Annotated in this window: 24 protein-coding genes; 5 read left to right on the forward strand and 19 right to left on the reverse strand. The window is 52.4% G+C overall.

All coding sequences use genetic code 11. The features are described from left to right. Window positions 1-15: 15 nt before the first annotated feature. From AC0LWF_RS18525 to AC0LWF_RS18560, 8 genes are all read right to left on the reverse strand, one after another. The gene (locus AC0LWF_RS18525) at window positions 16-1,569 is read right to left on the reverse strand and encodes an alpha-L-rhamnosidase-related protein (RefSeq protein WP_474653021.1); all 1,554 of its coding nucleotides are present in this window, start codon (window positions 1,567-1,569) and stop codon (window positions 16-18) included. Between the two features lie 84 nt (window positions 1,570-1,653). After that, window positions 1,654-2,490, reverse strand: coding sequence for a hypothetical protein (locus tag AC0LWF_RS18530; protein WP_474653022.1), 837 nt, complete (start codon window positions 2,488-2,490; stop codon window positions 1,654-1,656). Next, window positions 2,373-2,843, reverse strand: coding sequence for an alpha-L-rhamnosidase N-terminal domain-containing protein (locus tag AC0LWF_RS18535; RefSeq protein WP_474653023.1), 471 nt, complete (start codon window positions 2,841-2,843; stop codon window positions 2,373-2,375). The genes AC0LWF_RS18530 and AC0LWF_RS18535 overlap by 118 nt, the downstream gene beginning before the upstream one ends. A gap of 56 nt (window positions 2,844-2,899) precedes the next feature. Then, window positions 2,900-3,739 (reverse strand): helix-turn-helix transcriptional regulator, encoded by an 840-nt coding sequence (locus tag AC0LWF_RS18540; protein WP_474653024.1) that lies wholly within the window; start codon window positions 3,737-3,739, stop codon window positions 2,900-2,902. Window positions 3,740-3,926: 187 nt separating this feature from the next. Then, window positions 3,927-4,388 (reverse strand): hypothetical protein, encoded by a 462-nt coding sequence (locus AC0LWF_RS18545; protein WP_474653025.1) that lies wholly within the window; start codon window positions 4,386-4,388, stop codon window positions 3,927-3,929. After that, window positions 4,385-6,100 carry an outer membrane protein assembly factor BamB family protein gene (locus AC0LWF_RS18550; protein WP_474653026.1) on the reverse strand — a complete coding sequence of 572 codons (1,716 nt, stop codon included), beginning with the start codon at window positions 6,098-6,100 and terminating at the stop codon, window positions 4,385-4,387. The genes AC0LWF_RS18545 and AC0LWF_RS18550 overlap by 4 nt, the downstream gene beginning before the upstream one ends. Before the next feature lie 177 nt (window positions 6,101-6,277). After that, window positions 6,278-7,033 (reverse strand): collagen-like protein, encoded by a 756-nt coding sequence (locus tag AC0LWF_RS18555; protein ID WP_474653027.1) that lies wholly within the window; start codon window positions 7,031-7,033, stop codon window positions 6,278-6,280. Between the two features lie 605 nt (window positions 7,034-7,638). Continuing rightward, a complete protein-coding gene (locus AC0LWF_RS18560) occupies window positions 7,639-8,493 on the reverse strand; it encodes a helix-turn-helix transcriptional regulator (RefSeq protein WP_474653028.1) in 855 nt (284 codons plus the stop codon). Between the two features lie 130 nt (window positions 8,494-8,623). On the opposite strand from AC0LWF_RS18560, the gene AC0LWF_RS18565 reads away from it, so the two are divergent. Continuing rightward, window positions 8,624-9,403, forward strand: a complete 780-nt coding sequence (locus AC0LWF_RS18565) for a phytanoyl-CoA dioxygenase family protein (RefSeq protein ID WP_474653029.1) — start codon at window positions 8,624-8,626, stop codon at window positions 9,401-9,403. Between the two features lie 572 nt (window positions 9,404-9,975). Here AC0LWF_RS18565 and AC0LWF_RS18570 read toward each other — a convergent pair. Beyond that, a complete protein-coding gene (locus tag AC0LWF_RS18570; protein WP_474653030.1) occupies window positions 9,976-11,070 on the reverse strand; it encodes a YheC/YheD family endospore coat-associated protein in 1,095 nt (364 codons plus the stop codon). A gap of 186 nt (window positions 11,071-11,256) precedes the next feature. Between AC0LWF_RS18570 and AC0LWF_RS18575 the strand changes: the two genes are divergently transcribed. Together AC0LWF_RS18575 and AC0LWF_RS18580 are read left to right on the forward strand one after the other, a co-directional pair. After that, a complete protein-coding gene (locus AC0LWF_RS18575; protein WP_474653031.1) occupies window positions 11,257-11,427 on the forward strand; it encodes a hypothetical protein in 171 nt (56 codons plus the stop codon). A 6-nt stretch (window positions 11,428-11,433) separates the two neighbouring features. Then, a complete protein-coding gene (locus AC0LWF_RS18580) occupies window positions 11,434-11,670 on the forward strand; it encodes a hypothetical protein (RefSeq protein WP_474653032.1) in 237 nt (78 codons plus the stop codon). 722 nt (window positions 11,671-12,392) lie between these two features. Here the strand turns inward: AC0LWF_RS18580 and AC0LWF_RS18585 are convergent. From AC0LWF_RS18585 to AC0LWF_RS18615, 7 genes are all read right to left on the reverse strand, one after another. Further along, entirely contained in the window at window positions 12,393-13,370 is a 978-nt protein-coding gene (locus AC0LWF_RS18585) for an aldo/keto reductase (protein WP_474653033.1), read from the reverse strand. 92 nt (window positions 13,371-13,462) lie between these two features. Beyond that, on the reverse strand, window positions 13,463-14,341 hold the full coding sequence (locus tag AC0LWF_RS18590) for a fumarylacetoacetate hydrolase family protein (protein WP_474653034.1): 879 nt from the start codon (window positions 14,339-14,341) through the stop codon (window positions 13,463-13,465). Between the two features lie 24 nt (window positions 14,342-14,365). Further along, window positions 14,366-15,385 (reverse strand): DUF4432 family protein, encoded by a 1,020-nt coding sequence (locus AC0LWF_RS18595; RefSeq protein WP_474653035.1) that lies wholly within the window; start codon window positions 15,383-15,385, stop codon window positions 14,366-14,368. Window positions 15,386-15,400: 15 nt separating this feature from the next. Continuing rightward, window positions 15,401-15,727: a cupin domain-containing protein gene (locus tag AC0LWF_RS18600; RefSeq protein ID WP_474653036.1), complete on the reverse strand. Its 327-nt coding sequence runs from the start codon at window positions 15,725-15,727 to the stop codon at window positions 15,401-15,403. A 1-nt stretch (window position 15,728) separates the two neighbouring features. Then, window positions 15,729-16,778 carry a zinc-dependent alcohol dehydrogenase gene (locus AC0LWF_RS18605; protein ID WP_474653037.1) on the reverse strand — a complete coding sequence of 350 codons (1,050 nt, stop codon included), beginning with the start codon at window positions 16,776-16,778 and terminating at the stop codon, window positions 15,729-15,731. 66 nt (window positions 16,779-16,844) lie between these two features. Next, complete coding sequence (locus tag AC0LWF_RS18610) at window positions 16,845-17,621, reverse strand: SDR family NAD(P)-dependent oxidoreductase (protein WP_474653038.1); 777 nt, start codon at window positions 17,619-17,621, stop codon at window positions 16,845-16,847. Between the two features lie 19 nt (window positions 17,622-17,640). Continuing rightward, window positions 17,641-18,759 carry a mandelate racemase/muconate lactonizing enzyme family protein gene (locus tag AC0LWF_RS18615; protein ID WP_474653039.1) on the reverse strand — a complete coding sequence of 373 codons (1,119 nt, stop codon included), beginning with the start codon at window positions 18,757-18,759 and terminating at the stop codon, window positions 17,641-17,643. Between the two features lie 260 nt (window positions 18,760-19,019). On the opposite strand from AC0LWF_RS18615, the gene AC0LWF_RS18620 reads away from it, so the two are divergent. Beyond that, the gene (locus AC0LWF_RS18620) at window positions 19,020-19,679 is read left to right on the forward strand and encodes a GntR family transcriptional regulator (RefSeq protein WP_474653040.1); all 660 of its coding nucleotides are present in this window, start codon (window positions 19,020-19,022) and stop codon (window positions 19,677-19,679) included. A gap of 570 nt (window positions 19,680-20,249) precedes the next feature. After that, on the forward strand, window positions 20,250-22,160 hold the full coding sequence (locus AC0LWF_RS18625; RefSeq protein ID WP_488656657.1) for a methyl-accepting chemotaxis protein: 1,911 nt from the start codon (window positions 20,250-20,252) through the stop codon (window positions 22,158-22,160). A gap of 469 nt (window positions 22,161-22,629) precedes the next feature. On the opposite strand, the gene AC0LWF_RS18630 is transcribed toward AC0LWF_RS18625, so the two are convergent. The 3 genes from AC0LWF_RS18630 to AC0LWF_RS18640 are packed head-to-tail and all read right to left on the reverse strand — an operon-like array spanning window position 22,630 to window position 24,403. Then, a complete protein-coding gene (locus AC0LWF_RS18630) occupies window positions 22,630-23,439 on the reverse strand; it encodes a phytanoyl-CoA dioxygenase family protein (RefSeq protein ID WP_474653042.1) in 810 nt (269 codons plus the stop codon). 37 nt (window positions 23,440-23,476) lie between these two features. After that, window positions 23,477-24,226 (reverse strand): hydroxypyruvate isomerase family protein, encoded by a 750-nt coding sequence (locus AC0LWF_RS18635; protein ID WP_474653043.1) that lies wholly within the window; start codon window positions 24,224-24,226, stop codon window positions 23,477-23,479. Window positions 24,227-24,280: 54 nt separating this feature from the next. Further along, on the reverse strand, window positions 24,281-24,403 hold the full coding sequence (locus AC0LWF_RS18640; protein WP_474653044.1) for a hypothetical protein: 123 nt from the start codon (window positions 24,401-24,403) through the stop codon (window positions 24,281-24,283).

Genomic DNA, 24,403 nt, shown 5'->3' on the forward strand with positions numbered 1-24,403 from the left:
TCCTTCTCATTTAACTTAGCGAACGATTCGCACCGTTAATCCTTCCGGCACTCGTATATAGTCAAACACTCGCACGCCGCCCTCATCAAGATGCCATTTCACTTCAATAAGGCCAAGCTCGTGCGGAACAGCGCCTTCGGCAGACGTAACTCCCGCTGCTTGCACATCAATAACAACCTCAGCCGGCCTGAGGTCAATCTCTGGCAGCTGAACACCAAGCACATGCCGCGACATAAAGTAAGTCGGGCAGGACGACCAAGCGTGGCACAAGCTCTGTCCAAGATCATAATACTCCGGCGTCTGCTTCAATCCCTTCTGCAGAAACCAGCCCCAGCCTTGACGCATCATCGTCTCCGCCGTCTCCGTCAGGCCAATCGCATAAAGCCCTTCGAAAATATAGAACGAGAAGCTTGGCGACACCTTCACGCCTTCTTCCGGTCCATATCCGTTCACGAACAGCGATTTCAGCTCGTATGCGACATGGCGGCGAACCGGCTCCAACTGCTCTTCGGTGAGTACGCCTGCACGGGCAGCGAACAAGCTCGCATGTGCCGAGTGCGTCGTCTTCTTCTCATTATCGCTGTAGCAGCCGAGCTCTTCATTCCAGAACGTCTCGCGAATAGAGCGCTCGACGATTGCAAGGCGGCGGTTCAGCTCGTTAAGGTCAGCCTCGCGTCCGATAGCGCCTGCCAGCTTCGCCGCGCTGCGTAGCGCAATCAGATACGTGCAGCTGAATACGCAGTGAATGCCCGTAATGTCCATGTAGCCTTTCACAATGGCAAGGTCGCCGTGGAAGCCGCCGTAATGAGCCTCTATGCCGCGCTTCACGTCGCATTCCGCGTCAAGCAGCATGTCGTCGCGCTCGTCGGCCAGCTCATGGAACCATGCGAGATTATGCTGCATCGCATCCCAATACGTCTCAATTAGCGAGGCATCTCCGGTCTGCGCGTAGTAAGCCCAGAATCCTTCAAGCGCATTAAGCGCAAAGTCCGAAATCGTATAGTCGCCCGTATTCGGATAAACCGCTCTGAACTTGCCGGTCGCATCCGGCGACTGCCCCATCAGCTGCAAGCTGCGGCGCATAAGCGCATGATCGCCGAAGACGGCAAGGTTGTTGTGATATTGAATGATCGTATCGCGGATGTATTGTCCGCGTTCGCGCGTCACGCAATCGGTGTACGCATCCTCCATGTTGACCGCTTCGGTGCGGACGCCCATCTCCCATATTTGCTCAAGCAAAGGATCGGAGCAGCGGAACGCGCCTTTCGTCTCCACGGGATAGCTTGCCGAGCGAAGCTCAATCGCCTTCAGCTTCACGTCCCGCTTCGGTCCGCGCACCGTAAGCTGCACATAGCGGAAGCCTCTTGGCTGCGTCAGCCGCCAATCGAGCACCGACTGCCGCTCATCCGCATACGCGCGGTCGCCGAGGCCGTACCAATGATAGTGGCGCAGATGCTTGCCGTCGGCATTGAGATGCTCGCCATAGGTGAGATCCACCGTAGCTCCGCCTGCGCCTTCGAGCACAATGCGCGGCTGAACGAGCCTTGTTAATCCAAGATCGAGCAGCAATGAGAAGCCTTGCGGATAGTCCGCCAGCTTGAATTCGCGGTCGCCAAGCTCCTCGACTGCAACCGATTCAAACGGATAACCATACTATTCCCAGCCGGTCGACATCGTCGGGCTTTCGCCTTGCTCGTCTGCTGTGACGTCAATCCAGCCGCCAGCAGCGTCAAGCTGATCGTCAGCCGCATAAGGCAGCCCCTTGCTGCTTAGCGCGGATTGGAACAGCTCTTCGGAGACGACAGGGGAGCGGCGGAACCTCACATTCGAATCCGGATTCCGGTCCGCCGAGACGACTAGTCCGCGGTCGTTAGGCAATGCTAAATAGTGGTGGAACATATCTTGAAGCGAATCATTTTTGACAAAATATTCGTTCCAGCCTTCACGCAAGCTGACGCGGTGGTTCAGACGCATGCTCATGTCATCCGCATACAGCCCTTTTGCAATCGTCTCGCCATTGATCCACGTATTCTGATAGAACAGTCCGATCGTAATATCCATCGCAGCTGGCGCGTAGATCCACGTCTTCACCGCCATGAACCGGCTTGTCTGATCCGGCATATGAATCTCGTTCACATGCGGCATCGGCATGCTGAATGCATGAATCTGCTCGCGCTGCTCCATTGGCAGCAGATGCAGAACCTTCTCGATCTGCACCGGTTCGCCTGACATGAACGGGATATAGCGCGGCTCCGGCTCGCCCCATGCCGCTTGATTCGCAAGCGCCACGCCGCGCTGCCAGCCGCTGTCATCGAACTCGCTCCCGCTCCAGCCGATCTCGTCAAGACGCTGATCGTAGTGATCCGCCGCCTTCAGGAACAGCTCCATTTGGCCGCATACCGATAAGCCGGAACAGCTTCCGCTTGCCAGTCCGCGACGCCTGTTGTCAGCTCCAGCCGCTCCCCGCTCGCAAGTGTTACTTCTCCCCAAGCGGCGAAGCCTGCTTGCGATAGCATCGTAATAAAGGTTTTGTGCCCGACATAATTGACCTGAACGCCAATCACGTTGCGACCTTCTGTTAGCAGCTCACTGAGATCATGCGTATCATAAACCGGATGGCGCGGGTCGAAACGAACCGCGCCTGTCTGTACATATTCCCCGTTCACATATAGCTGATAAGTCGTATCTGCGAACAGATGCAGCAGCGCTTGCGAGGGCTTCGCGGACAGGTCGAGCGTTAGCCGGAACCGTGCATACAAGTTGCGCCCCTGCCCGCTCTCGTCATACCAAATGGCCTGTGCAGCGGCTGGTTTGGCTGTATTTAGCGTTGTATTCTCATTCACAATTGTGCACGCACCTTTAACGATTAATGGTAGTGTTTTTGCTGCGCCCGATAGGGTTAGCCCTTTGTCGCTCCAAGCAGGGAGCTGCGGTATTTTAACGGAGACAGTCCGGTCTTGCTCTTGAAGAAACGGGAGAAATCGTCGATATCCTCATAGCCCGTCATCCGGGCAATCTCTGCAATTGGCTTGCTCTCCGTTTCGAGCAGCTGCTTCGCCTTGCGCAGGCGCAGCGACAACTGCAGCTTGGTTGGCGTAATGCCGAACAGCTTCTTGAACCGCTCCGCAATATACGTCGGGTGCATGTAATAGCGCTTGCCGAGGTCGGCGAGGTCAATCCGGCGGTCCGGGTTATCGAGCAGCTCGGACAGCATCACCATGAAAGGCTCCGAATGATCCGACTTCAGCTGCATCTCCGGGTGATGAATCACCGCAGCGACGAGAATGGCAACGAGCTCCAGCGCCTTTGCCTTCTTCATAAGGCTGTCCGAGATGGACAATGGGCCCTCGGCGAAGCGCCGATATTCATGGAATACCGCCTCAAACGCCTCTGGGTTATGCAACTGGAAGCAGACCGGGAATCGAAATGCTTGCAGCGCATCCATACATTCAGCAATCTCCAGCGTAAAATGCCACCACAAAAACTCCGTCAGCTCACTCGAATCTTTTACATGGTCATGCACTTCATGCGGCGGAATGAACACGACATCGCCTTGGCGCGCGTTATAGTCTTTGCCTCCGATACGGAGCCTGCAGGAGCCTGTCTTGATATATGACACCATATAATGGGGAAGCTTACGATTGACATGCCGCAGCTCTGTACGCCTATGGAGATCATGCGCCAGCATATGAAGCGACGCCTTCTCAATCATCGGCAGCGAGGGATGACTGGGGTTCATCTCAATTTCACTCCTTGGACAAAAATACATGGTTATGGCTATAGGTTGCTCACTCTATTATACAAGCGGTATTTTTACATTCGTGAGGGAAAACGGTTTGATGGAGGTGGATTCCCGTCCACAAAAAAAACTCCGGCTTGTTGCTCGCCGGAGCCTCTTCGCTTTTAAAATTTCCATACCTTCCGCATTACTCGGGTCGCTTCACTCTTGGTGCACGGAGCCTGGACACGATCTGGTCAATATCTTGCTCATAAGACGGATCACCCTTTATGTAGTACAGAACGACATTGGCAAAATGGTACCGCTTATTCGCGATCAAATCCGCAGCAGCAGTCTTGTCATTAAACTCATTTACTCCGTCCGAAGCAGCGGCCATCGATGGATAGATGTAAATAAAAACGGACGGGTCTTGCTGCTCGTTGCCAATTGTATAGATGCTCGGCGTTACTCCGTTATAGGCTTGCGCGAATACGGAGCTCGGCGCGGCATCGTCACTCTTTTGCACCAATTGGACGCCTTGCTGATTGAATATGTCCTTAATTTCCGCTAGAGTGAAGTGCCTCTCGTTGTCTTTGCTGCATCCTGGCAGTATCACGCTTAATGTCAACACGATCAGGATGAGACCGACAAACAGTCTGATTCTGCTCATCCTGTTGTCACTTCCACGGTTCGTGGCCCGCCGTTCCATACGACTTTAACGCCTAGCAGGCTGCCTGCGTCGCTGATCGGAAGATATAAGCTATTGTTCAGCACGACCGGCGGGGAAACGAGCTCGACTTGCTCTTTGCCTATGGCCGTTTCCGCGTATGGAACACCCGCTTTGATGGTGAAGGTACGGTCGCCTAGTGCAATTACGGCTTGTTTCATTACAGCGCTATAGGCGACTTTTGCCCCGAGCTCCTCAGATAGAAAACGAAGCGGCACAAGCATTCGATTATTGATCGTCATCATACTCGGATTGATCGGCTTGTTCTTCCCATTGAGACTGAGCGTAGCTTCCGCTTTCTTGTACGCGCTCTCCGGGGTGCTCACACTCAGCGGCTTTGTCAGTTCCGCAGGCAGCGCGAACGCATATAGCTTGCCTTCCGCTTGCACGAGCAGCTGGCTGCCCGATACTTGGAACTTCCCGAAGCTGCGTGCTGCGGTCTGGTAACGGAACAGTGCCTTGCCTGTGGTGACGTTCAGCGCATAGATCTCGCCGTCCGTCTGACCGACGAACATACCGGAGTTGATAAAATCGACTTGGCTCGCCGGATTGTCCAGCCCCTGATAATAAACAGCTGTCTGATCAGCAAGCTTGCGCGCATGAATACCGATGTTATCGCTGTTAAGATAGAACAGCTTGCCGTCATACGGGCCGGAAATCCACTTCCCGTTGTCATTCAACACAGACGGCTGGACAACCGCTTGATCCGCGTTGAAGTTATATTTGTAGAGCTCGTTGTCCCTCGTGGTGATGTAGATATCGTCGCCGACCATCGTTACATTATTCGGGTATTGGCCCAGCGGGTCGGTGCCTTCTCTGATCGGGACGAACGACTTGCTGCTTATAACGCTGCCTGTATTGGCGTCGATGACGTCGATGTCAGCTACATATTTGCTGCTATCGGTCTTTGGCCAATCATCCACCATATACAGCTTCGTCCCTTCAACCTTCAGCAGCTGCGAATGGCTGCCGCTTAGACGCCAGAGCTTCTTGCCAGTTTGCGCTTCAACAGCATAGAGCGTGCCTACCGTAATCGCACCTGATTCCACTGCAGGCAGGAGCAGTTTGTTGCCGATCTTCAGCTCAACTCTCGGCGAATTCACTTGCGTGCTGTGCCAGTTTTCTTTGCCAGTTGTAAGATTCACGGAGATGAGCCCCGTCCAAGTCGAGAGGTACAGTGTCGTGCCATCGATAGAGAATGAGGATAAAATATCGGTCTTGGCCAGCTGATAGACACGTTTGCCCTTGCCTGCTGCGTCGACGCGGTAGATGCTGTTGTCGGACTGTCCGCTAACATAGATGGAGCCGTTTACTGCGACTGCGGAGCCTGACTTCAGCTTGGAGCCGTAGGTCCATAGCTGCTTCCCGGTCTTCGCGTTTCGCGCATGCAGCACGCCGCCTGCGACGTAATAGAGATTGCCGTTTGCAATCGAAAGCGCCGGCTGCTCGTGGTTCTCCGCAGTGGGCTTATCCAGCTCCGCCGTCCAAAGCGGCTTCGACCCAGGCACTTTATTCTCCGAGCTCAGCATCGTATCGATGCTATAGCTCGTATTGCTCACCGTCTGAGCCTCCGCCCCCTGCGCCGCGCAAGTTATAAGCACAGCCGCCGCCAGCAGGGCGAGCAGCTTATGTCTCAATTTAAGTTTATTGTTCATTCGTAAGAGAACCCCCTCTAAGAGTGGCTGGGAATAGTATTTCACCCAGAATCACCCTCTAGACGGGGGCCATGAGAAAAAGGTTACAGGGGGAGGGCGATTGCGTCACAGTCCGTCTAACCAGTTACATCCATGCAACATCGCAGATGCTGTGACAACAATATAGTTTTCCCCCTATTAAGCAAGTCGCGCTATAACAAAATGCGCGGAGACAGGCCTTGTTCCTCCTGCAACAGGAGTAATCGTCAATGCAGCAGCATTGCCGGCTGGATTTCGCAATGTGAGAATTGAATTGGGGATTGTCGTTTGTACAAGAGCCATTCCTACAATTTGTGTAGTACCCGTTGCACGGCCTACCACTGTATAAGCTAAATCCACACCATTTAGCGTCAAAATCAGTTGACCCGCTTCGTCAATACTCACCTGAAACAAGACACTATACGTCCCGATCGCAGTCAGGTTAAATGTACTGGGACCAGTGCGGACGATACCCCCTCCGCTAGAAGGTCCATCTTGCGGAAAACTGACGTCAGTACCCGGAGCTATCGTTGCCGCATTATCTGGAGGCATCAATGCAAAAAAATCCGCAAAGTCTAGTACACTTCCGGTTACACCTGTTGCTCCTGTTGCTCCCGTTGCTCCCGTTGCTCCTGTTGCTCCTGTTGCACCTGTTGCTCCGGTTACACCTGTGACTCCCGTTTCACTAGTTGCTCCCGTTGCTCCTGTTGCTCCGGTTGCCCCTGTTGCTCCTGTTGCTCCCGTTTCACCTGTGGCTCCCGTTTCACCAGTGGCTCCCGTTGCACCCGTTGCTCCCGTTTCACCTGTGGCTCCTGTGACTCCGGTTACACCTGTGACTCCCGTTACGCCTGTAGCTCCCGTTGCTCCCGTTACGCCCGTTGCTCCCGTTACGCCTGTTGCTCCCGTCCGTTGCACTCGTTACGCCTGTTGCTCCCGTCGCTCCCGTTACGCCTATTGCACCCGTGACTCCTGTGACTCCCGTTGCCCCTGTGATTCCCGTTCCGCCTGTTGCTCCGGTTGCGCCAGCTAGACCAGTTACGCCTTGAGGGCCTTGAGCACCCGTAGGACACGGGGAACAAATGCCTTCCGGACCCTCCGGGCCTTGCGGACCTTTCGGACCTCTCGGACCTTGCAAGCCAGGTGGCCCCGGGGGCCCTGGGGGACCTCGAAATCTTCCCATAGGTGTATGCTCTCCTTTATTTTGGCTGAACACCTTATGACCAATTGATTAATAGATTCAATTGGTTTTACCGGTAGAGACATTTCTCATCTTTTTGAAGTTTATTCCTCATGGCGATACTTGATGCAACTCGATGACATATTGCATTAACCTGCCCGTCACTTCATCAAATGAATGAATAATTCACTAACTTCATGCTCGCAAAGAAAAACCGCAACTAAATAAAAATCCGCGGAAACCACGGATCTTCATGTGTCTATGTACGTTTGTTAGCTGGCTCGTGACGTATCGTCGGCTTCCAGACGGATGAACGATCCTTTCCTACTACCATGGGCATCAGTCACTCGCTAACGCGTTCATTGCGTTTCGCGCGAAACCGGCCAGGTGACGTTCCCGTGCATCTTTTAAACAGACTTTGAAAGTAAGTCTCGCTTTGGTAACCGACCAACCCCGCTACAGCAGCAATGGTTTCATCGGTCGTCGTTAGGTAGCGTTTAGCAACCTCCATTCGGTAATGAGTAATATATTGAAAAAGAGTATGGCCTGTTTCCCTCTTGAATAGGCGACATAAATGAAATGGACTTACATGTGCATGCCTCGCTAGATCATGCAAAGTAATGTCGTGAATGTAGCGCTCATGAATGAGTCGCTTTGCGAGATGCACCGTTTGTGAGGCAGCAATAGCGCCAGGGCGAAAGCCGGGAGACTTTGGTTGATGAATAATGCGAACCAATTCGATCAGAAAAACCATCAACAGATGATCAGCCAGAAGATCGGAGTCAGCTTCGCGCGAATGCTTGGCCTCGACCAACTCTCGCAAACGTTGCGCCAAGGAGAAATAATGTTCGCCAAGTGAAATCACCGGAGATTCATTGCGAGCAATAAAATAACCCTGGGGCAGACCGGATAGCCTGAGATCGGCTATGCCCAAATACAGCGTTCGAAAAGGAAGATGGGAATGAGAACGCTCGTCGTGCCAGAGTCCTTGATTGTAAAGCATGATGGTACCGGGTCCGGCGAAGTAATGCTGTCCGTCAAAAATAAACGTACCTTCGCCTTCAGTAATCAGCATCAATTCTGCTTCCTCCGGATTGTGATGTAGCGGATTAATGAATGGCTCCCCTACGGCCTTCTCCAAGGCTCCGGCATACCGCAAGCTTGGACGGTCACCGCCCGCAAACATTGAATCGAACATTTCCCACACTCCCCGATTGAGCAATATACAATAGTTCAAAATCAATATACTACATTATCCAACTTTTCGTCATGGGGTACAATTTAAGCAAACCAAATGTTTGAGAATGAAAGAAGCGGAGGCGCAAGAATTGAAAAACGCGACTGTAAGCAATATCCAAGATGTTCTTCATTATTATGACGTTAACGGATCGACGTTGACGGACGAAGAGAAGCGCTCGCTCGACGAGAAAGGGTATGTTTTGTTCGAACGGTTGATCGATGCGGAATGGTTGGGCAAGCTGCAGCAACAGTATGAGTACTTAATGGATCAGGAAGGGGCAAAAGCCGGCACGGAAGTTCACCAGGAGGAGGGTACCCGTAGGCTGTCGGATTTAGCGAATAAAGGGGAGGTATTTGACGGCACCTATACACATCCCAAGATACTGGCTGCTGTACACCACGTGATTGGTCGCGAATTCAAAGTCTCTGCCATGAACGGCCGCGATGCCGTTCCGAGATACGGGCATCAGGATTTGCATGCGGATTGGGGCAGCCGGATGGAAGATGAACCCTATCATGTAGCTATATCAATCTGGATGCTGGACGATTTCACGGCAGAGAACGGCGCTACCCGTGTCGTGCCGGGCACACATAAACGGGCTGGGAAACCTGCCGATTATATGATGAACTTGAAAGATCCCCACTCTGACGAAATTGTGGTCACGGCTCCGGCTGGCTCGGTAATCGTGTTGAACTCGCATACGTGGCATGGAGGAACCGTCAACCATACCGATCGGACGAGACGTGCGATCCATCCCTATTATGTAGCGCGAGAATTCGAACAGCAGCAAAATATGCGAGAATACATCCGAAAATCCACGTATGACCGAATTTCTCCGGCAGCCCGCTACTTATTGGACGTCGATTAGCCGATGCATTGTCAAAGATGATTTAAGACCTCCATTAACATATTTGCGTTTACTAATTTGTATATAATATTATGCTTCACTAATATATGTATTAATTGTCACTCCATATAAAAAGGCAACCTCTATACAGGCTGCCTCTTTGTATTCTTATCTGAAAGCTTGCCCTATGCAGATTAACTAAACATATCTTGATCACGATCAAAGTACTCTTGCAATTTCCTTTCGATGTCTTCTTTACAATCCAAACAAACGGATACTGGAAATTTGTTTGAAGCCTGAAAGTCTGCTTGAACGGATTCATTTCATTAAAGTCGCGCAACATACCGGATTTGACATGCAGGAATTTGCTGTTTTATTAACCGGATTTGAACAGGCGATCCCCCAACCGAACAGTGGGAACAGTTGGTAAAGCAGAAACGCTGTTAGCTAGCGAACAAAACCAAACAAATCACGTTGATGATTGAGGTATTAGACAATTGTCTAGGTTGTAATTAATATAAGCTTGCATGTCCAACTTCACTTACTTCAACAAAACAAAAAGGAGCTGCCATGTAGCAGGCTCCTCAGCTAGATTAGCGTATATGAATAGATGCATCACTCGTAGGTTGTGCGGAATCGTGTGTGAATCCTGAAGAATGCGAGAGATAATAAGCATATTCCAATGGTCTACTATAAACTAGATTTTTATTTTTTAAAGACTTTATGTCTTTGTATATACTTTTCTGAGGTTTTCCATTCAGTTCAATTATCCATAGCTTGCCTTGTTCGTCTATTGCGAAATCCACGCTCAATTCTCCCAATGAACCTATATGATCTTCTGCTACTTGCGCAGCCGCAATGCTTACCTCATGAAGAGATTGGAAGATCTCGTTGTTTTTAGCCTGACTAAATATTAAGGGAATAACTTCTGCAGCATCATAGATGAATTCACACATGCTCGTGTTGAAATAATGTTCATGAGCCACTCTGCATGCGAGTGTGGAAACCGTCCACTCTCCCGAAATATCTTTTTGAACAAGGACACGAATATCAAAATATCGGCGATTAAGCTGTTGAATAAATATTCCTTGCTGAACCATGTAGTTCTCTGAACCGAGAAGTTCTTTTAATTTCTTCTGATAGCTTTCATTTTGTCTGCAAATATACCTCGGAGCCAAAGAGTGCAAAGATATCTTGACATCCCCATGACTCGTTTGTTCAACCCGATATACAGACTTCCCCTTGAATCCATAAGCAGGCTTAATATATACGACATTATATTTCTCTAATAGCTCTGATACATTTGCTTGATTGTATAATATTGTTTCTGGAATATACGGGTTAAGCTCTGACTGTTTTAATAGGTTGTAGAGATCCCATTTATTAAAAAAGTTAATCTTGTTAAAGCACTTGTTTGGGCCAATCACGTTCTCAAGACGTTGAATCGTGATTGTTTTTTTGTTATATGACCGATTATAAACGACGTGAGGAAAAGGGAAGGAGCTTTGTTTCCATATGCCCTTATTCAAGCTGAGTCCGTTAATACGCTGATTCTCCCAATTAATATCTGCTGGAGTAAAGGCAAAGAGATGAAGGTTCAAACGGTCATAACGCTGATAAAGCTCCAAAACACTCTTTCTATTACTCTTATTGGCTACTAAAATCCCTATTAATGGCCGATTCTCCACTCTCTCCACTCCTAGTCTTCAAACCTATAACAATATAATGCGAGAGTAGATATTTTGATAGGGACAATCACATAATAGGAAGGAAATTTAGGCGAAAATCATCACCCATTTTTCGATGTTTTAGGCATTTATTGCCAGTTGACTTCGTGTATTTGAATATGATGAATCACCTTAAAGAATAAGGAGATGAATCTATGGGTAGATGTAAGTGTCCTCCAGGACCTCCGGGACCAGAAGGACCACGAGGGCCCCGAGGACCAGCAGCAGAAGGAGCCCAATTACTTCAAGGGCTTGCTGGAGCAATCGGAGAAGCTGGACCTGCTGGGCTTGCTGGAGCGCTTGGACCTGCTGGATTAGCAGGACTTGCCGGAGCAATTGGCGAGGCTGGACCCGCAGGACTTGCAGGACTTGCAGGCGCACTTGGAGCAGCTGGTTTGGCAGGAGCAACAGGTCCGGCGGGGCCGGCGGGGCCAGCAGGACCAGCAGGACCAGCAGGACCAGCAGGAGCTGCGGGACCAGCGGGAGCTGCAGGACCAGCAGGAGCTGCAGGACCAGCAGGACCAGCGGGACCAACAGGACCAGCAGGTACTGGGGGATTAATTCCATTTTCAACTGGGATTATTATTAGCGGTGCTACAGTCGTATCAGCTGCTCCAATTTTAATGGGTTTTGGCAATCACACGGTTGAAGTTATTGACGGTTCTGGAGAATCGACTATGCCTCCCGAAGCAGGTGGGTTTGCTTTCCCAATTCCCTTTGCAGGCACGATTCAAAATTTACAAATAAGTGCTGATCTACTGGTTGCTTCCGTAGTTTCTATAAATACGCTCGGTCTTCAATATGACTTTACAGTGTTCCTCGCACCGTCAGTTCCTAATAACGGGATTGATCACAGCTCTTCACCTTACGTGACCACTCCGCTAACTAGCTCGCTAAGATTCGGATTTCCGAATAATATCATTACAGCGGGCACTTTCCGAACCGCAACGAATATAAATGTGGGATCCTTAGTAGTTGCTGCGGGTGATCGTATAGGGATTCGTATAAGGACGCTCCAGTCGACGGATCCCTCTGCAGCTGATATCACCCAACTTTCATTTAGCGCCAGCCTATCTTATACTCCTTCTTAATAGTCGCATTGCTGAATTAATCATAAACAATACCATTGAACTTCCGTTCATTGAAGAAACGGCAGCCATTGCTGGCTGCCGTTTCTTCAATCGACATTACCCTATCGAACCAACAGCCCTCTATCCTGATCCCAGCGCCATGTTATCTCACCATGAAGCTGCAAGCCTCCAGGCAGTTTCTATCCCAATAATCTATTCTCCTGTTTCAAGGTAGCGAAGCTGCTCCGGCGACAGCACCAAGTCGCCTGCCTGACAGCTATCTTCCAAATAAGCCAGCTTGTTCGCGCCGATCAATGCGACGACTGGGAAAGGCTGCGAGGTCAGAAACGCCAGCGCAATCTGCGAGCCTGTCACGCCAAGCTGAGCCGCAAGCGACTGCGCCCGGTCAAGCCTCCTGTAGCTCTCTTCATTCGCGTAATTTCTGCTCACCAAATCCGCTCGTCCGCCTTCCGGCTTCTGCGCTCTGCTATAGCGGCCGCTGAAGAAGCCCGACGCCTGCGAGGAATACGCAAATACAGCGACGTCTGAAGAGTCTATGTACCGCTGACGCTGCCGCTCATCGAGATCAACAAGATCTCCCGGAAGCACCGACGGATTAAGTAGCGCCAAATTCCAGTGAGGCTGGCTGCCGATGAACGAAGTGAGGCCGTTCTCCCTCGCATAGCGGTTCGCAGCGTCGATCCGTTCGCTCGTCCAGTTGGAAGCGCCGATATACCGCACACGCCCCGAAGACACCTGCTCGTGCAGCGCATCCATAATCGATTCCACGGAACGAGCCGGGTCATCCCGGTGCACCCAGTAAATGTCGATTACATCCGTTTGCAGCCGCTCCAAGCTTTCAAACAAATCGCTGCGAATGGATTCGGAATCCAGCCGCTTCTGCGAGAAGTCCGACATCGGCGGATGCGCGCCTTTGGTAGACAGCAGCACGCGGTCACGTGCACCGCGCTCCTGCAGCCAATGACCGATCATCGTCTCGCTCGCTCCGTCGCCGCCTGGTACCCAAGCGCCATACACATGCGCCGTATCAATCAGATTGCCGCCAAGCTCTACATACCGATCAAGCAGCGCAAAAGAAGTTTCCTTATCCAGTGCCGTCCCGAAATCCGCCGTCCCGAGCCCGATTACCGATGGTGTCAAGGATGTGCCTGTGATTGTGCAATACCGCATGCCTCTCATCTCCTTATTTTAGCTAAATAATAAAAAGAGCCCGAGCAACAATCCTGTATGAACGAGGACGCTAATCGGGCCTTGCTGCACTGCTATTCCGCAACCATGCGATTTGTCAACTTGCCAAGCTTCTCAATCTCAATTGTAACAACATCGCCAGCCTTAAGATAGACTTGTTTCTCCGGCGGATATCCCATGACGACACCTTCAGGCGTGCCTGTAAGGATGACATCACCCGGCTCAAGCGTCATATGCTGCGAAATGTAGCTGACGATCTCGTCCACGCGGAAAATCATATCCGACGTGTTCGAGTCCTGACGTACTTCGCCGTTCACAATAGCGCGAATCGACAGGTCGTTCGGATTGCCGACTTCATCGGCGCTCACGAGGTAAGGGCCGAGCGGCGAGAACCCGTCGCAGCTCTTGCCGAGCAGCCACTGCTGCGTGCGCATTTGCAGATCGCGCGCGGACAAGTCGTTAACGTTGCAATAGCCGAACACGCAGTCCAGCGCATCTTCCTTGGACACATACTTCGCCCTCTTGCCGATGACAACAGCCAGTTCCGCCTCGTAGTCTACCTTCTCGCTAACCTTCGGCAGCGCTACGTCATCTCCATTACCGCACAGAGTATTGTTGAACTTGTTGAACAGAATCGGATAAGCCGGAATTGGCGAGCCTGTCTCTTCCGCATGCTTGCGGTAGTTGAGTCCGACGCAGATAATCTTATTCGGAGCAGGCACGCAGGCGCCAAGCTTCAGCTCCTCTTCCTTGCGCAGCGCTGCTGTTGGCGCGCTGGCTGCAAGTGTCTGGAGCGCGTCAAGCGCAGCCGCCCCGCCTTCGATCGCATCGTGAATCGAGAGCGGCGCTTGTACGCCCAAGTGTGCAGCCGCCGCTGCAACGTCAATGACTCCTGCGTCCGTCGCGACGCCAAGTTTGCTTGTTCCATTTTCAATAAAATTGATAAGCTTCATAATGGCTACTTAACCTCCATTTATCTACGGTACCGGTACAAATGCGGTTCCTGTCACTTTGCCGTCTGCATCAATGTTGTCTACAGAGGACAACCCTTCATATATGCTCGCGACAATACTGCAGGACACCGTTTCCCCTGGTTCTAAAATTTGATGTGTGCCTCGTTCGATGCCGTCCTGCAAACTAACTGGATAGCCGGTGCACGGCTCCAGTACGACAGTTTGCAGTTCCCGCCAGCCTCCGTAGGAAGCGAATAACCAGCAGCTTGGCAGCACTTCGTTATCATAGCTGAGTCCGAAGCCGATGCCTTCTCGCGTATGCGTAAGGGCGCACCAGCCTGCTTTCATATCTGTCGCATACTGAAACTCGCTAACGCCGGACTCGGACGATAATGCTTTGCGCATATCATGCTTTCCGCCGTCTGCATCCTCTGCATAGGGCCATTCGTACGTGTACGAAGTCTTGCCTGTGCGAGGGGACCCGAAGCCTTCCATCATTATATTGCGTGCCGGCAGGTCAATGCGAGAATGCTCATCCGCAGCCATTGCAGCATGGAGCTTCCACAAGTAAGGCTGCGGTTTTCGGCCCAGATTCGTAATCGTATGCTGGAAACGCAGCTTCGCTTCTCCTGCCCGCAGCGTAATGCGCTTGCTTAGGCGGCTCGCCGTTATCGGCGTGTCCACCCACATGTGCAAGGTCACCGCTTCCGCATCAGCATGCTCAATTGCATACTGCCATTGCAGTGTCCAGATCTCTCCGTGATCGGGCAGCATCTCATCATTGATCGACTCTGCAATATCGTTCGGATACAGCTCGTCCCAGCCGCCGAAGAAATGATCGTCGTAATTCGTATGCAGCCCCACCTTGCGAGGCTTGATGCGCGGATGCTGCCAGAGGAAATCCTTGCCTCTTGGCTTGAACGTGATCTGCCAAATCTTCGCGCCGAGATCCGGCATGACGACGACACGCAGCTTCTCATTCTCGAGCACGACGGTGCGAATATCGTTATACGTCCAATTGGTATCTACGGTAACTGGCGGCACTAAAGCAACAGCTCCTTATTCCGTTATCGTGGCAAGCAGGTCTGCACGAAGAGGTGTGAATGTTTCGATGACGACCGAGTCTTCGAGCGCCTTCACTTCATGCACCGCATCGCCCGGCACGACGATCTGTTCGCCTGCGCCTGCCACAATGATCTCGCCGTTCATCGTCATTTCGAGTTTACCGCTGATAACGAATGTCAGCTGCTCATGCGGATGCGAATGCGCGGGACCGATTGAGCCGGACTTGAACATTATCATCATGCTCATCATCTCTTTGCCTGGCGGGAAAATTTTGCGAGTGATCCCTTCAATTGGCGAGTGCCATTCTTTGTAACGCGGCATGTTAGGCTGCACCTCCCGGGATTAGCAGTACTTTGGATACGTTGCCCGGCGAGCCAAGCAGCGTCTCGAACCACTTCGCTCCATCGCTAAGCGGCGCTTCAATGACACCTTCCGAGAGCCCGATACGGCCCTCCTCCAGCCACTGCAGAGCCGTGCGGAAGTTCATCGCGGAGTAGGCAAAAGAGCCCGTCATCGTAATTTCGCTCCGAATGGCCAAGTTGATCGGCAGCGCCGATTCTTCCTCGTGCAGACCAGTGAAGATGGTACGTCCGCCTGTCGTACAAGCCATAACGGCTTGTTTGCGAGTAAGCCCCGCGCCAACAGCATCAATGGCGACGTTCACGCCTGCGCCGCCGGTCAGCCGTTTCACTTCCTCCAGCGTATCAACGCCCGCTGGGCAGACCGTATGCTTCGCGCCAAGTCTGCGTGCGATTGCTAAGCGGTCCTCGTTCATGTCGACCGCGATGATTTCTTTCACGCCATATTGCAGAACGGCTTGCAGCGTGAGCAGCCCAATCGGCCCCATGCCGAGGATAAGCACTTTATCCGTCGGCTTTGCAGCTGCCAGCTCCGCCACGCGCACCGCGCATGCAGTCGGCTCCGCCATTGCCGCGGTTTGCAGCGTCATGCTATCTGGCACCGCGTATACGAATGCAGCCGGGATTTTCACATATTCCGCGTTGCTTCCCGGCAATGCCGCCGAAAGCAGCTTGCGGGAGCCGCACAGCTGCTGCTTGCCCGTGAGGCACTTCTCGCATTGTCCGCAGGTGACGAGCGGATTAGCGGTCACGCGCTGGCCGAGCTGCCATGCGCCGGACGCTTCCGCGCGGCTGCCCATCGCGGCAATCGTGCCCGAGAACTCGTGACCGAATATCATCGGCGGCTTGCGCAGCGAGTTTTTGCCGAGATAGCCGCTCAGCTCAGAGCCGCAAATACCGGTAAAAGCAACGCGAATAACGACTTCGTCTTCGCCCGCTACCGGCGCGTCGACCTCTCTTACATTCATCTCTTTAGGACCTTCATAGATAAGCGCCTGCATCTGCAACTGCATGGAATGCTGCTCCTCTCTGGATTAAAGAGGCGCTAGGCTTAATAAGCCCGCACCTCTCTCTTGGAATTAGAATGTGATCGACAATCCGCCGTCGACCGGAATAACTGCACCGCACATATAGGACGCATCCTCCGATGCCAGGAAAGCGATAACGCCGGCCACTTCCTCCGGCTGCCCCTGACGTCTTTGGGCGATTTTGCCGCGGGCTACATAAATATCTTGGAACCAATCCGTCTCATGCTCTTTCACGCCGTCAACGACCGACATCGGCGTCTCGATAAAACCGAGCGCAACCGAGTTGACGCGAATGCCAACGTTGATCAGCTCCAGCGCAGTGTTACGCGTCAGCTGGTCCATGGCTCCTTTGGCCGCGTTATAGCTCGAGGACTCTTCCAGCGCACGGCTGCTGTTGATGGAGGAGACGTTGATGATGGCACCTTGCGTGCCAGTGGAAGTCATGAGCCTGGCAGCCGCTTGCGTGCAGAGAAACGTGCCGTTCACGATAATGTCGAACACCTTTCGCCAATCCTTCATATCCGCACCGAGGAAACGCATCGGCTCGAACGTTGCCGCATTGTTCACAAGAATATCGAGCTTGCCGTAGGTTTCCTCGATCTGCGCGAACATCGCTGCCACGGATTGCTCGTCCGAAACATCGCCAGTAATGAACTGCGCCTTGAAGCCTTGCGCTTGCAGCGCGGCTTCCGCCTGCCCGCCAACATCGGCGCGGCGTCCAGTGATAATAACCGTGGCTCCTTCGGAAGCGAGCCTTGCTGCCGCAGCGTAGCCGACTCCAGTCGCGCCGCCTGTAATGAAGGCGACTTTTCCTTCAAATCGTTTCATATGTGCTGCGCCTCCTTAGCTAGTTGACGCGATATTTTTCCACAACCGCTTCGTCGACGGTGATGCCAAGACCTGGACGGTCCGGTACGTGCACGTATCCGTCTTTGAACGTGATTTTCTCAGATACAAGCTCACGCGCGAGCGGCGAAGTCGAAGCCGTATGCTCGATCATGAAGCCATTCGGAATCGAAGCTGCAAAATGCGTGCTTGCCGCAACGAGGATGCCTGTCTTAAACGCATGCGGCACCACCAGCTTATGACGCTCATGCGCCATATATGCGATCCGTTTGCCTTCGGTCAGACCGCCGCAGCGACCAAGATCCGGCTGCACGATGTCGTGTCCGCCCTCTTCAATGAGACGGCGGAACGCGGTCACGCCACTCTCCTGCTCGCCGCCTGCAACGCGAAGCGTCGTTCGTCTCGACAGCTCTTTGTAGTCAGCCAAGTTCTCCGGATGAAGCGGCTCTTCCAGCCAAAATACCCCGTACTTCTCGTACACCTCTGCCATACGGAGAGCACCTTTCAAATCCCATACGAGACCGCCATCGATCATAATGTCGATGTCCGCGCCAACCGTTTCGCGAATCGCGCGAACCTGCTGCTCGTCGAATTTCTCATCGCGGCCGATTGGGCCCCAGCCGAACTTCATCGCTTTGTAGCCTTCTGAAGCGAACTGGCCTGCAAGGCGGACCGCTTCTTCAATCGTGTCCGGCATGAGCGAGCTGGCGTAAGCCTTCAGCTTGGAACGGTAAGTGCCACCGAGCATCTCGGATACGGGACGGCCTGCTTTCTTGCCGGCAATATCCCACAGCGCCATGTCGATGCCGCTCATCGCGTGCATAGCAGGGCCTCCGCGACCGAAATAGATGGTGCCACGGTACATTTTGTCCCAGAGACGGTCGATCTCGAGCGGGTTCTCGCCGATCAGCAGCGAACGAAGTCCAGTCGCAATGGAATGGGAGGGAGGAGCGTCGATGCATGCTTTTGCCACGAGAGGGACGGAGTCGACCTCGCCGTAGCCGATAATGCCCTCATCGGTATGAATGCGAATCATAAGCGTGTCTTGAGTGCCGTCGCAGCGCTCAGCATCAAGGTCGGGAATACGTAGGTAAATGGATTCAACTTCGGTAATCTTCATTAAAATCCTCCATTCGAAGATAGATGTAGCTGGTATATGGATATATGAATGCAGTAAAACGCTTTCACTAGTTGGGTTTATTGTAAATCCGATTTTCGCATATTGTCAACAATATTTATCCTTGTTGTCAGTTGCTGATTGTTGACAAAGTACAATGTGGTGCATTTTGCAGCGATTCGGGGTATACTGGTTTTATAATAGGAAAGCGTTTACTGTTCATGTAACGCTACCTCTCTCAGTTGCCGAAGGAGCTACTATTCATGTCCGAATTTACATTTAAGCAGCAAGCCAACACGTCCCTTCGCGAAAAAGTGACGAATGATCTGCGAGAAGCCATCTTGAACGGTCATCTTCTCCCTGGCGCACGCATTAAAGAGATGGACATCGCCGAGCAAATGGGCGTCAGCCGCGGTCCGATTCGCGAAGCGATCCGCCAGCTGGAGCGTGAAGGGCTGCTGCTGTCGTATCCTTATAAGGAAACGGTCGTGGCTGATCTGGATGCCGATGAAGTGCAGAACATCCTCATGCCGATCCGCTTCCACATTGAGTGGTTTGTTGTGAAGCGGTATCTGGACAAGCTGGATGACAGCTTCTTCGCGAAGCAGCAAGTCATTATCAACGAGATGCGCGCAGCCGTCGAGAACGGCGAGAAGAGCCGGCTAGTCGACCTCGACATCCTGTTCCACCAGTCGATTCTGGAGCTGGCGACCGAGCGGACCGTCATGCTGACCTGGCAAAGCATCGTCAACCAAATCCGCCTCCACTTCACGAAAAACATCTCGTTCTACAACCTCGACCATATGGAGCGCGATCACCAAGAGCTGATGGATGCGTTCCGCACCAAAGATCTGGATCTGATCCAGAAAGAGATTCTTAAACATCTGGACAGCGATGATAATTTGCTGTGCTTTACGAAGTAGAGCTTGAGTTGGCGCACGCCGCTGCTGAGAGTTCTTGTGTGTGAGAGAGCGTATTTGCTCTCTCGGATGCATTCCGGCGGGATTTTCCGCCGGTTTCACTGCTGAGAGAGCGTATTTGCTCTCTCAGCTCTTTTTTTGCCCGTTCTTGTGCGTGAGAGAGCGTATTTGTTCTCTCAGCTTCTTTCAGCTTTCTTTTCTGCCCATTTCGGCGTGTGCGATAGTTTACATACTCTCTTGGACGCACTTTCGTAGATGTAGTCCAGCAAACCAGCTTCTTTCGCTCGTTTGAGCGGAATTCCGCCGATGTAGTCCAGCAATCCAGCCTCTTTCGCTCGTTTGAGCAGAATTCCGCCGATGTAGTCCAGCAATCCAGCCAGGTCGGAATATCATCGTCACCGTGGACGCAGGCAGGAGACATTACCAATTCGCTTTTACAAAAATCCGAAAACCTTGACTAAGGGGCTAGCTGGACATCCAGCCGGCTCTTTCCTTTTTTTCCTCGGATTTATAATAGATTTCGCACTTACTCTGCGGAATAAGCTCATTATTGCTTTTACAGTTATTTTGCTCGTGCCGAGCCTTACGATCGGTTGGTTCTCTTATCAGACTGCAAAGTCTCAAATCGAGGATCGGATGAACATGACTGTCACAGAAAATGTGCGTGTCCTCGACGAAATGCTTTCTGGCTATATCCAGCCTATCAGTACTGATATTGACTATTTATCCCAGACTTTCAAACTGGACGCCGGCCAGCCGACAGCAGTATCTGATCTGCAGAAGCTGATCGCCGCGTTCCAGAAAGTACACACTCAAGTCGATAACGTCTACCTTGGCACGAGCAAGGGCGAAATGCTCCTCAGCCCGCAACAGGAGCTCCCGCCGGATTTTGACCCGCGTACTCGTCCTTGGTATGAAAGTGCAATGAAGGCAGCTGGCAAAATCATCATTACTGAGCCTTACATCAACGCTACAGATGGAAAAGTCGTCGTCACGATCGCCAAAGCAACTCCGAATGGAGCAGGCGTGGTCGGCGTGGACTTGAACCTCACGTCGCTGAACGGACAGATTGGAAGCGTCAAAATCGGCAAAGAAGGCTACGTCTCCATCGCGGATAACACCAAGACGTACCTTATCCATCCTCTTCTCAAGGCTGGGGCAAAGGTTCCTGATGAAATTGCCAAGCCAATGTATGAAGACAATAGCGCTTTTTTCACTTATGAAACGAAACGCGGCACGATGCGTCAAGCCGTACTGACGAATAAGCTGACAGGCTGGAAGCTTGCCGGCACGTTCAGTGTGAATGAGATCGACAAGGATGCCGCGAAGATTTTGAATCAAACGCTGCTTGTTGTTGTAATCTGCCTCGTTGCAGGCGCAGCGCTGATCTATATCATTATTCGTGCGATTGTGCGTCCGATTCGCGCACTCATTCATGTGTCGGAGCAAGTCAGCCAAGGCGATCTGACCGTATCGCTGAATGTATCTGGCGCCAAGAAGGACGAGATTACGAAGCTTAGCACAAGCTTCAATGCTATGATTGTATCGCTGAAGACGCTGCTGACCGAAGTGAATGAAACGTCCCATCAGCTCGCTGCCTCATCAGAGCAGCTCTCCGCCAGCTCGGACCAAACTTCAATGGCTACACAATTTATCGCTGAAAATATCCAACAAATGGCGAGCGGCTCCGAGAAACAAGTGGAAAGTGTAAAAATCGGCTCTACTTCTGTTGGCGAGATGTCCAGAGGCGTTGAAGAAATCGCCGCTAACGCGCAATCGGTCACCGAGGTTGCGGTGCAAACCTCCCATATTTCCGCGGAAGGCAATGCTGCAATTGAGACGGCGATTACGCAGATGCAGTCGATTGAGCGGACGTTTGAACAATTGTCGCATGTCATCACGGGACTAACGCAGCAATCGGCTGAGATCGGCCAAATGGTGAACATGATTCAAGATATTTCGACTCAGACGAACCTGCTGTCCTTGAATGCATCCATCGAAGCGGCAAGAGCAGGCGAGCACGGGCGAGGCTTTGCAGTTGTTGCGCAAGAGGTGAAGAAGCTGGCGGAACAGACCGCTGCGTCATCGAAGAGCGTCATTGAGCTTGTCGAATCCATGCAGAGCGGAACCGAGCGCGCAGTTGATTCGATGAATGCAACGAGCGTCGAGGTCACCGCCGGTATCGCAGTTATTAGCCGCGCAGGTGCGCTGTTCAAGCAAATCCAAGGCTCCGTCCTTGAAGTTGAAGCGCAAATCAAGGAAGTATCGCAAGTGTCGCAGCGTATTTCGAGCGATGGCCACGAGACCGTTACCGCGATCAATACGATTTCCGGTGTCACCCAAGAATCTGCTCTCGCTACGCAAAATGTATCCGCCGCCGCGCAGCAGCAGCTCGCATCCATGGAGGAAATCGCGGCATCAGCAGCCTTCCTCACGAAGATGGCAGAGGATCTGCAGCTGCGGGTGGAACGGTTTAAGCTATAGGTTAGTTGGTTTGAATAGCAGGCTTCGCACCTTTGGGTGCGGGGCCTGTTTTTTTGTTTGGCAGGCTGGGAAGCCGCGCCGCGTGAAGGCTAAGAGGTGCTAAAGCCAGAGGTGAACATTGCGAATGTAGTTGGGCTACTGGACCTCTTCAGCTCGTATAGTCCAATCCTCCGAGTCTGAGAGAACATATACGTTCTCTCAAATTCAAACTTAGGCGGGTTTGGCACCGAGAGATCACATACGTTCTCTCGGAAGCCAATAGATAGCGAATAACGCCTTGTTCTCCTCTGAGAGAACACATACGTTCTCTCAGAAGCAAGTAGACAGCGAATGCAGCTGGGCTACTGGACCTCTTGCTCCCTTCTCAGCCAACTTCGGAGAATTCGGCTGAGCCCACCTACATGAAGCCTCCCACACCCAACACCCGCCAACATAAAAAGGCGCTCCCACCAAGAGAGCACCTTCATCACTAAATCAGCGCCTTCAGCGGAAGCTGCGGCAGGTCCTTCGTGCGCTCGGCGTAGTCGCCGCAGAGGGCGTCGACTTGCTCGAGATGGACCCTCCGCGCAGGTCCAGCGCTGCGCAACATGGCGGGGCCATAATAGTGCTCGCGCCGATAGTGCGCATGCAGCAAAATATACGCGCGCAAATCATCCAGCGCATCTTCACCAAATCGCTCGCACAGGTTCAAAGTGAACATGCGCCGATGCGTGCTGCCTCCGAACGAGGCGTGGAACAAATTATGGTCGAACACGAGCACGTCGCCCGGAACGACATCCAGCGCCACAGCAGGCACATCCGGCCCCGCAACATCAAGCGCCGCCTGCGACCCGATTACCCGTTTCACATCGACGCCGAACTGGTCGTCTAGCCGATGGCTTCCCGGAATAACACGAAGCGCGCCGCTCGAGCCGTCGAGCGTGTCGAGATAGAGCGCGATCTTCACATGTCTTCGCGCACGGTTCTCGCCGTCACGATGCCAGCCCGTGTCGCCTGTGTAATAGTTGCCGTCGCTGCCCATGTAGTTGAAGTCGTCGCCGAGCAGCGACTTCGCAATGCCCGCAATACGAGCGTCATCGATGAGGCTGCACAGCTTCTCGCGCTGATCGGCGAACGGAACAATCATCGTTCTTTTCGACCCATCATGCTTCTCTTCAAGCATCGGGAATACCGCTTCGAACTCTTCTGTAATCCACGTGATGTCCGCCTTCAGCAGGCCAGATAGTTTAATAAACCCAAAGGTGTCAAAGAACGCTAGCTGCTCTTTCGTAAGCTCCATTCATCCCACTCCTTCTCATCACATAACTACAATCAAGCTATGAACCAAGCAGTGCTTTTAAGCCGTCAGCAGGAGCCGCCACCGGAAAATATTCCAGTCCCATATAGCCCTCATACCCCGCCGCATCAATCGCCTCGAAGATTCGGCCGTAGTGCAGCTCGCCCGAGCTAAGCTCATGCCGCCCCGGATTGCCGGCCGCATGAAAATGTCCGATCAGCTCGAGGTTCGGGATAATATTAGCCAGCACGTTGCCCTCCATAATTTGCTGGTGATAAATATCGAACACCAGCTTCACATTCGGACTGTCGACCTCGCGGATAATATGGAATGCTTCTTCCGAGGAATATAAATAATAGCCTTTATGATCAACTAGCGTATTCAGCGGTTCAAGCACAAGCGTAACCCCTGCTTCCTCAAGGAGCGGCGCAGCAACCTTAAGCCCTTCAATAATCGATCGCCGCTGCTCCTCGCGCGGCACTCCAATCAGCTCCGCTCCCGCTTGAGCAATCAGCAATTTGCAGCCAAGCTGCCCCGCAACCGCAATGGATTCACGAAGCCCCGCCACAAAAGCATCCCGCTTCGACGCATCCACCAAGCTCTCCATCTTCGTGCATACCGATGCGATGCGAAGACCTAGCTCGCGAGTGGCATGAGCGACCTTCTCCACATCTTTGTCCCACCAGCTCCAGAACTCAATCGTGTCATAGCCGATCTCGCGAATTTCCCGGATGCTCGCATAAAAGTCCTTGCCGCTGTAGACGGCGTCAATGCATACCGATAATTTCATTATGAAAACTCCCTACTCTTCATATGGGATTGCAACTTGCCAGATCTCTAACTCCTAGCCCCATGACAGCGCTGCCATTTTGTGCGTCGTCGTTGCCACTCGCTGCCTGGCTGATAATCGCATATACAAAAACTGAGCGCCGGCAAGCCTGCCGCGAACGCCCAGTTTCTTATCCAT

It is taken from the genome of Paenibacillus sp. sgz302114 (assembly GCF_056120345.1).

Coding starts and splice junctions, on each gene's coding strand:
- AC0LWF_RS18540 (WP_474653024.1), bottom strand. CDS start 3,739: ATGAACCCCAGTCATCCCTCGCTGCCGATGATTGAGAAGGCGTCGCTT.
- AC0LWF_RS18545 (WP_474653025.1), bottom strand. CDS start 4,388: ATGAGCAGAATCAGACTGTTTGTCGGTCTCATCCTGATCGTGTTGACA.
- AC0LWF_RS18550 (WP_474653026.1), bottom strand. CDS start 6,100: ATGAACAATAAACTTAAATTGAGACATAAGCTGCTCGCCCTGCTGGCG.
- AC0LWF_RS18560 (WP_474653028.1), bottom strand. CDS start 8,493: ATGTTCGATTCAATGTTTGCGGGCGGTGACCGTCCAAGCTTGCGGTAT.
- AC0LWF_RS18575 (WP_474653031.1), top strand. CDS start 11,257: ATGAATCTATGGGTAGATGTAAGTGTCCTCCAGGACCTCCGGGACCAG.
- AC0LWF_RS18585 (WP_474653033.1), bottom strand. CDS start 13,370: ATGCGGTATTGCACAATCACAGGCACATCCTTGACACCATCGGTAATC.
- AC0LWF_RS18590 (WP_474653034.1), bottom strand. CDS start 14,341: ATGAAGCTTATCAATTTTATTGAAAATGGAACAAGCAAACTTGGCGTC.
- AC0LWF_RS18600 (WP_474653036.1), bottom strand. CDS start 15,727: ATGCCGCGTTACAAAGAATGGCACTCGCCAATTGAAGGGATCACTCGC.
- AC0LWF_RS18605 (WP_474653037.1), bottom strand. CDS start 16,778: ATGCAGTTGCAGATGCAGGCGCTTATCTATGAAGGTCCTAAAGAGATG.
- AC0LWF_RS18610 (WP_474653038.1), bottom strand. CDS start 17,621: ATGAAACGATTTGAAGGAAAAGTCGCCTTCATTACAGGCGGCGCGACT.
- AC0LWF_RS18615 (WP_474653039.1), bottom strand. CDS start 18,759: ATGAAGATTACCGAAGTTGAATCCATTTACCTACGTATTCCCGACCTT.
- AC0LWF_RS18620 (WP_474653040.1), top strand. CDS start 19,020: ATGTCCGAATTTACATTTAAGCAGCAAGCCAACACGTCCCTTCGCGAA.
- AC0LWF_RS18630 (WP_474653042.1), bottom strand. CDS start 23,439: ATGGAGCTTACGAAAGAGCAGCTAGCGTTCTTTGACACCTTTGGGTTT.
- AC0LWF_RS18635 (WP_474653043.1), bottom strand. CDS start 24,226: ATGAAATTATCGGTATGCATTGACGCCGTCTACAGCGGCAAGGACTTT.
- AC0LWF_RS18640 (WP_474653044.1), bottom strand. CDS start 24,403: ATGGATAAGAAACTGGGCGTTCGCGGCAGGCTTGCCGGCGCTCAGTTT.